Below are 7820 nucleotides of genomic sequence, written 5' to 3' on the forward strand. Positions count from 1 at the left end.
GCCGTAAAACACCCACAGCACGCTAACCAGCGCAGTGATGGCAAAGCATTGCATCAATACCGACAGCAGGTTTTTTGCCCGCACCATGCCGCCATAAAACAAGGCGACCCCCGGTATCGTCATCATCAACACCAGCATGGTGGCCGTCATCATCCACGCGGTATCGCCACTATTAAGCACCGGTGGTGGCGTCGCGGCCTGTGCACATGCCGGCGAAGCCATACCCATGACGAGCAGAGCCATTACGGTCTTGCCGAGCCAGCCCGTTCCCCGTTCCCCGTTCCCTATTCCCCGGCTCATTTCACAGCGCATCGGCATCGACCTCCGACGTGCGGATACGGATCGATTGTTCCAGTTCGCTGACAAAGATCTTGCCATCGCCGATCTTGCCGGGCCATTACGGTCTTGCCGAGCCAGCCCGTTCCCCGTTCCCCGTTCCCCGTTCCCTATTCCCCGGCTCATTTCACAGCGCATCGGCATCGACCTCCGACGTGCGGATACGGATCGCTTGTTCCAGTTCGCTGACAAAGATCTTGCCATCGCCGATCTTGCCGGTGCGGGCCGCACTGCTGATCGCCTCGATGGCGTGCTCCAGCTGCTCGTCGCTGACGGCGATCTCGACTTTCAGCTTGGGCAGGAAATCCACCACATACTCGGCCCCGCGATACAGCTCGGTGTGCCCATGCTGGCGTCCGAAGCCTTTGACCTCGGTCACCGTCATGCCGGCGACACCTACTTCGGTCAGTGCCTGGCGTACATCGTCCAGCGTGAAGGGTTTGATGATGGCGGTAATCCACTTCATCTCGTATTCCTGCGGTCTGGGTCTATCGCAGTGCAGCACGATGCGTGCCACTGGGGTAATCAAGTATGTTGCTCTGTTTTTCAATGAGTTATTTCATGTGCGTAGACTGGTTTGCGCGGAAACGGATCATTTCGCAGGCATCTTGCTTCAGCTTGGTGCAAAGCCATGCATTGACCGCCTATAGTCAAATCAGTACCATTTTGGTCCCGATTCAAGATGACCCCGGCAGCCATGCTCCGCGTTAGCCGCCTAACCGATTACGCCACTGTGGTGATGACCTGCATCGCCGGGCATCCCGACGACGTGCTCAGCACGGCGCAAATCGCCGATGAGGCGCGGTTGGAGTTGCCGACGGTAAGCAAATTGCTTAAGTCGCTGGGGCATGCCGGTCTGGTCGAGTCGTTCCGTGGCGTCAATGGCGGCTACCGCCTGGCGCGGCCGGCGAGCGAGATCTCGCTGGCGCAAATCATCGAAGCATTGGAAGGGCCGATCGGCATGACCGAATGCAGCATCGCCGAAGGGCAGTGCGATCGTGAATCGCAATGCAGCGTGCGCGGTAGTTGGCAGCAGGTCAGCAGTGTGGTCGATGGCGCCCTGCGCGCGGTCAGCCTCACCGACATGCTCAAGCCGCAACACACGGGCCACAGCGCCAGCGGCACTCACACCGTTGGTATTAGCGAATTGAAAGGCAGAACCACCTCATGACCCGTCCGACTGTGATCAGCGAACGCAGCGACAACTCGGCCACTGTGCTGCGTGACAACGCGGAAGTTGCCGAGGCGCTAGGCCGCCGCTACGAAGCCGGCTTCGTCACCGATATCGAGATGACCAGCCTGCCACCGGGCCTGAGCGAAGATATCGTGCGCCAGCTCTCTGCCCTCAAGCAGGAGCCGGAGTGGATGACCGAATGGCGGCTCAAGGCCTATCGTCATTGGCTGACCATGCCCACGCCGGATTGGGCCAAGCTCAAGCTCACCGCGATCGATTATCAGTCGATCAGCTATTACGCCGCCCCCAAGGCGGGGCCGAAGTCGCTGGCCGAGGTCGATCCGAAGTTGTTGGAGACCTATGAAAAGCTCGGCGTGCCGTTGCACGAGCGGGCCAAGTTGGCCGGCGTTGCGGTCGATGCCGTGTTCGATTCGGTATCCGTAGGCACCACGTTCCGTAAAGAGCTGGCCGAGGCCGGGGTAATTTTCTGCTCGATGAGCGAAGCCATCCGCGAACATGGCGAGCTGGTGCAGCAATACCTGGGCAGCGTAGTGCCCACGGGCGATAACTATTTCGCGGCGCTTAATTCGGCGGTGTTCTCTGACGGCTCGTTTGTATTTATTCCCAAGGGCGTGCGCTGCCCGATGGAGTTGAGCACGTATTTCCGTATCAACGCGATCAATACCGGGCAGTTCGAGCGCACGCTCATCGTCTGCGAAGACGACGCCTACGTGTCTTATCTCGAGGGCTGCACCGCGCCGATGCGCGATGAAAACCAGTTGCATGCGGCGGTGGTCGAGCTGGTGGCACTTGAGCGCGCACAGATCAAATATTCCACGGTGCAAAACTGGTACCCCGGCGATGAAAACGGCGTGGGCGGTATCTACAACTTTGTGACCAAGCGCGGCGACTGCCGCGGCAACGATTCGAAAATTTCCTGGACCCAGGTAGAAACCGGTTCAGCGATTACCTGGAAATACCCCAGCTGCGTACTGCGCGGCGATCGTTCGGTCGGCGAGTTTTATTCGGTAGCGCTCACGCACCATCGCCAGCAGGCCGACACCGGCACCAAGATGATTCATATCGGCAAAGGCACCAAGTCGAAGATCGTCTCCAAGGGCATTAGCGCCGGGCGCAGCTCCAATAGCTATCGGGGCCTGGTGAAGATCGAGAAGGGTGCCGAGGGCGCGCGCAATCACACGCAATGCGACAGCTTGCTGATCGGCAAGCGCTGCGGTGCGCATACCTTCCCTTATATGGAAGTGAAAAACCCCAGTGCCATCGTCGAGCATGAGGCTACCACTTCAAAGATTTCCGACGACCAGATGTTTTATTGCCGCTCGCGCGGCATCGGCGAAGAAGATGCCGTGTCGATGATTGTCGATGGCTTCTGCAAACAGGTTTTCCGCGAATTGCCGATGGAGTTCGCGGTAGAGGCGAAAAAACTTCTTGAGGTATCGCTGGAAGGCGCCGTGGGATGAGCGTGTCAGATCCATCCCATTGGAACGCGGTGTATAGCGAGAAAGGCGAGGCGCAAACCAGTTGGTTTCGACCGCATCTCGATGAGTCGCTGCGTTTGATCGATGGTTTGCACTTGCCGCTTTCGTCCGCTTTGCTGGATGTGGGCGGAGGCCGTGCGACCTTGGTCGACGACTTGCTGGCGCGTGGCTTCGGTGAGGTCAGCGTGCTCGATCTGTCAGACGCTGCGTTGACCGAATCAAGGCAGCGTCTGGGCACCCAAGCTTCGGCCGTGCAGTGGCTGGTCGGTGACGTCACCGCGGTGGAGTTGCAGGCGGCACATTACGTGTTGTGGCACGACCGCGCGGTGTTTCATTTCTTGACGGCGCCTGTGGCGCAGGCAGCTTATGTGGCTGCGGCGACCCGGGCGGTGCGGGCTGGTGGCTACATCGTCATCGGTACGTTTGCCGAGGACGGCCCCACTCAATGCAGCGGTCTGGCTGTCGCGCGCTATGACGTGGAAACTCTGGCGGCGATGTTCGCGCCTGCCTTCGAAAAAATCAGCAGTAGCCGCGACGTGCACCGTACGCCCGCGGGCAATGAGCAAGCATTCACCTATGTCGTATTGCGCCGTCGTGATGACGGTACGAGCGCCTGAATTCATCGAGTACGAATTATGTTGAAGATCGAAAACCTGCATGCCCGTGTCGAGGGCAAGGATATTCTCAAGGGTCTCTCGTTGACGGTGAACCCAGGCGAGGTACACGCCATCATGGGGCCGAACGGAGCGGGCAAGTCGACCTTGGGCAATGTGCTTTCGGGCCGTGACGGTTACGAGGTTACTGAGGGTTCGGTGATGTTCCAGGGCCGCGATCTGCTGGCCTTGGAACCGGAAGAGCGTGCCGCCGCCGGGGTGTTTTTGGCGTTTCAGTACCCGGTTGAAATTCCTGGCGTGAACAACACCTACTTTCTGCGCGCTGCGTTAAATGCACAGCGCAAGCAGCGCGGTGAGGTCGAGCTGGATTCGATGCAGTTTCTCAAGCTGGTGCGCGAGAAGCTGAAAGTGATGCAGATCTCCGACGAGTTGCTGCATCGCGCCGTCAACGAAGGCTTTTCGGGTGGCGAGAAGAAGCGCAACGAAATTTTCCAGATGGCGGTGTTGGAGCCCACGCTGGCCATCCTCGACGAAACCGATTCCGGTCTCGACATCGATGCGTTGAAACAAGTCGCTCAAGGTGTGAATGCCTTGCGTTCGGCGGATCGCTCCTTTCTGGTAATTACTCATTACCAGCGCCTGCTCGACTATATCGAGCCGGATTTCGTGCATGTGCTGGCCGATGGCCGCATTGTCGAAAGCGGCGACAAGACCCTGGCGCACAAACTTGAAGAGCATGGTTATGCCTGGGTCGCCGAGCACGATCCCGCCCTGGCCGGAGCGCGTACATGAGTCAGCCGGCGCAGACGCCGTTTGTCGAATCGCTGTTGACGGCTGAGCTGCCGGCGACAGGGAAGGGCCTTGCCTGGCTGGACGCATCACGCCGCGAGCATCTCGCTGCTTTTGTTGCGGCCGGCTTGCCCGACACCCGGATGGAGGCGTGGAAGTACACCGCCTTGCGCGCGCTGGGTCAGCGCCGTTTTCTGGTTGGCGATGCGCAGGCGGCCATGCGCCCGGTCGATCCGGCCTCGCTGGTGCTGCCGGGCGTCGATGGCTTACAGCTGGTTTTCGTCAATGGTGCGTTTCGCGCGGATTTATCACGCATCGATAGCTTGCCGGCGGGTTTGAGTTTGCAGCCCCTATCGCAGGCGCTGGAGCGCGATGCCGAATCCTTGCGTTTCGCGCTGACGCGGCCTTACCGCGAGGCTGGCGATGCATTTGCACGGCTCAATGCCGCGTTGGCCGCCGATGGCGTGGTATTGCAAGTCGCCGCGGGTACAAAGATTACCCCGCCGATATCCATGATTTTTGTGGGCGCGGCGGCGGAGGCCGATCTCAGCTGGCACGTGCGCAATGTCATCGAGCTGGGCGAAGGTGCCGAGCTGAATCTGGTCGAGCAGCATGTGGCCAGCGGCGAGCCATCGCATCTGGGCACGGTGGTGACCGATATCGTGTTGCGTGACGACGCACGCTTACAGCACAGCGTGTTGCAGAACGCTGCCGAAGCCAGCACGTTGATCCGTCGCGGCAGTCTGCAGTTGAGTGCCCGTGCGCAGGCGAGCTTGCATGTGCTGGAGCTTGGCGGCGCCTTAGTGCGCCATGATCTGCAGGCGGAACTGATCGGTGACCAAGCGCGGCTGGATACCCGCGGCGTGTTTGTGCTGCGCGGTCGCCAGCATGTCGATACGCAGTTGGCGATTCGCCATCAGGCGCGCAATACGGCCTCTGAATCGATCTGGCGCGGTGTGGCCGATCAACGCGCACGCGGGGTGTTTCGCGGTGCGATCGTGGTGGCTGAGGGTGCGGATGGCAGCGATGCCAACCTCAGTAACAAGAATCTGCTGCTTTCGGCGCAGGCCGAGATCGATACCAAGCCTGAGCTTGAAATCTATGCCGATGAAGTGAAAGCGGCGCATGGCGCCACCATCGGCCAGCTCGACGAACGCGCGATGTTCTACTTGCGTTCGCGCGGCATTCCGCTGGCCGAGGCGCGCGGCATACTTACCGCCGCGTTCTGTCGATCGGTATTTGAGTCTTTGCCGGGCGAGGCGCTGCGCGAGCATGTGTCCACGGCATTGATCGCCCACTTGCCATGATCGTGGATGCTCTTGCCGGCAAGAGCATCTTAGGTCGATGTGAGCACGGCTCGTAAGGCGGCATTTCTCCCCGGCCCTTCCCTCTATGCGGAGAAGGGGGCCCATGAACGGAGCATCACCATGAATGCACAAGCTGACCACCTCCCTACTGTCTTCGACGTGCAGCGCATACGCGCGGACTTTCCGCTGCTTGCGCGCACGGTGCATGGCAAGCCGCTGGTCTATCTGGACAATGCCAACACCAGCCAGAAGCCGGCCAGCGTGATCGAGGCGGTCAGCGAGCATTACCGCCAGCACAATGCGAATGTGTCGCGCGCGGTTCACCAATTAGGTGAAGAGGCGACGGCGGCGTATGAGGGCGCGCGGGATAAGTTAGCGCGTTTCATCAACGCGACCTCGCGCAACGAACTGGTACTGACGTCGGGCACCACGCAAGCAATCAACCTGGTGGCGTATAGCTATGCCTTGCCGCGATTGCAGCCGGGCGACGCCATTCTCACCACGGTGATGGAGCATCACGCCAATATCGTGCCGTGGCAGTTGGTGGCGCAGCGTGCCGGGGCTACCGTCAAGGCGGCACCCATCAACGAGCGTGGCGAGCTGATCGTCGAGAAGTTCATCGAGATGCTGACGCCGGAAGTAAAGCTGGCCTGCGTCACCCATGTCTCCAATGTCTTGGGCACGGTCAACCCGGTGCGTGAGCTCGCGCGCGAATGCCGCAAGCGCGGCATTCCGTTGCTAGTTGATGGTTCGCAAGCGGTGCCGCATCGCCCGGTGGATGTGCAGGCGCTGGGTTGTGACTTCTACGCGATGACCGGCCACAAAATACTTGGCCCCACCGGCACCGGTGCGTTGTGGGCGCGGCGTGAGCATTTGCAGGCGATGCCACCCTTCTTCGGCGGTGGCGAGATGATTCGCGAAGTGCGCTTTGACGGCACCACCTTCGCCGAGGCTCCGCACAAATTCGAGGCGGGCACGCCGAACATCGCCGGTTTCGTCGGCCTGGGTGCGGCGATCGATTACTACCAATCGGTGGGCTTCGAGGCGATTCACGCCTGGGAGCAACAGTTGCTGGCGTATGCCACCGAGCGCCTGCGCGATATTCCCGGTTTGCGCCTTATCGGCGAGGCGGCCGAGAAAGAGCCGGTGATTTCCTTCCTGCTGGAAGGCGCGCAGGCGACCGACCTGGCCACCTTGCTGGATCTGGAAGGCGTGGCCGTGCGGTCAGGTCACCATTGCGCCCATCCCTTGATGCAGTTTTATGGCGTGCCGGCTACATTGCGTGCGTCGCTCGCGTTCTACAACACGCGCGAGGAAATCGACGCTTTCATCAAGGCGTTGCTCAAGGTGCGCAAGCTGCTGCTGTAAGACGCGCGAGTCTTTCTCACGCAACGGCAGGTTGGGAGGCGCAGGCGAATCCCGACCCGATGACGCGATGCATTGATGTTGCTTGTTACTTACGGGACTCAGGCGGCATGCCGACTATGGATGTCGCCACGTTCTTCCCAGCTCAACGTTTGCTCTCAAAGGCATTTATGCAGCCCTGGCTTGATCGTGACCTGTCTTCGTTCGATGCCATCCTGGATCAGGCCCATGCCATGGCCAGCTCCTATTTGCGAAACCTGCCGCAACGCGCGGCGGCCGCCACGTTGCCGGCCGCAGGGCTGGCCGGCGCAGCGGAGTTGCCGGAGCAAGGCTTGGGTGCGCAGGCCGTCTTGCAGCGTTTCCAGCATGACTATGAGGGCTTGCTGTCAGGCAGCCCGGGGCCGCGCTATTTCGGTTTTGTCACGGGCGGCGCCACACCCGCCGCACTGGCGGCCGACTGGCTGGTAAGCACCTACGACCAGAACACTCAGCGCAATGGCGATACCTGTGCCGCGGCGATCGAGCAGCAAGCGGTCGATCTGCTTGGCCAGCTGCTGGGTTGGCCCGCGGAGTGGACCGGGGTCTGCGTGACTGGCGCCACCATGGCCAACTATGTCGGCATGGCGCTGGCGCGGCAGTGGGTGGGGCATGCGTACGGGCGCGATATCGCCGCCGATGGCGTAATGGGCCTGCCGCCGATTCCGGTGTTTGCCGGCAGTGCGCATTCCAGCACGGT

7 protein-coding genes and 3 pseudogenes are annotated in these 7820 nt (G+C 60.9%); 7 read left to right on the forward strand and 3 right to left on the reverse strand.

Annotation, left to right across the window (positions count from 1 at the left end):
* Window positions 1–21: 21 nt before the first annotated feature.
* From OUZ52_RS22865 to OUZ52_RS12110, 3 genes and pseudogenes are all read right to left on the reverse strand, one after another.
* Window positions 22–318, reverse strand: a pseudogene (locus OUZ52_RS22865) (hypothetical protein); the annotation flags it as partial.
* Window positions 302–391: pseudogene (locus OUZ52_RS12105) on the reverse strand (P-II family nitrogen regulator); the annotation flags it as partial. The pseudogenes OUZ52_RS12105 and OUZ52_RS22865, both read right to left, overlap by 17 nt.
* 72 nt (window positions 392–463) lie before the next feature.
* Complete coding sequence (locus tag OUZ52_RS12110; protein ID WP_266158656.1) at window positions 464–802, reverse strand: P-II family nitrogen regulator; 339 nt, start codon at window positions 800–802, stop codon at window positions 464–466.
* Between the two features lie 231 nt (window positions 803–1033).
* Between OUZ52_RS12110 and OUZ52_RS12115 the strand changes: the two genes are divergently transcribed.
* The 7 genes and pseudogenes from OUZ52_RS12115 to OUZ52_RS12145 all read left to right on the forward strand — a co-directional run.
* Window positions 1034–1507: an SUF system Fe-S cluster assembly regulator gene (locus OUZ52_RS12115; RefSeq protein ID WP_266158657.1), complete on the forward strand. Its 474-nt coding sequence runs from the start codon at window positions 1034–1036 to the stop codon at window positions 1505–1507.
* Window positions 1504–2991 carry a Fe-S cluster assembly protein SufB gene (gene sufB, locus OUZ52_RS12120; protein ID WP_266158658.1) on the forward strand — a complete coding sequence of 496 codons (1488 nt, stop codon included), beginning with the start codon at window positions 1504–1506 and terminating at the stop codon, window positions 2989–2991. Before OUZ52_RS12115 ends, sufB begins: the two co-directional genes overlap by 4 nt.
* Window positions 2988–3626, forward strand: coding sequence for a class I SAM-dependent methyltransferase (locus tag OUZ52_RS12125; RefSeq protein ID WP_266158659.1), 639 nt, complete (start codon window positions 2988–2990; stop codon window positions 3624–3626). The genes sufB and OUZ52_RS12125 overlap by 4 nt, the downstream gene beginning before the upstream one ends.
* An 18-nt stretch (window positions 3627–3644) precedes the next feature.
* Complete coding sequence (sufC, locus tag OUZ52_RS12130; RefSeq protein ID WP_266158660.1) at window positions 3645–4415, forward strand: Fe-S cluster assembly ATPase SufC; 771 nt, start codon at window positions 3645–3647, stop codon at window positions 4413–4415.
* Window positions 4412–5719 (forward strand): Fe-S cluster assembly protein SufD, encoded by a 1308-nt coding sequence (gene sufD / locus OUZ52_RS12135; protein ID WP_266158661.1) that lies wholly within the window; start codon window positions 4412–4414, stop codon window positions 5717–5719. Before sufC ends, sufD begins: the two co-directional genes overlap by 4 nt.
* 120 nt (window positions 5720–5839) lie before the next feature.
* Window positions 5840–7087 carry a cysteine desulfurase gene (locus tag OUZ52_RS12140; RefSeq protein ID WP_266158662.1) on the forward strand — a complete coding sequence of 416 codons (1248 nt, stop codon included), beginning with the start codon at window positions 5840–5842 and terminating at the stop codon, window positions 7085–7087.
* Between the two features lie 167 nt (window positions 7088–7254).
* Window positions 7255–7820 (forward strand): annotated as a pseudogene (locus OUZ52_RS12145) (aspartate aminotransferase family protein); the annotation flags it as partial.

It is taken from the genome of Dyella silvatica, assembly GCF_026283955.1.
Taxonomy (GTDB): Bacteria; Pseudomonadota; Gammaproteobacteria; order Xanthomonadales; family Rhodanobacteraceae; genus Dyella_C; species Dyella_C silvatica.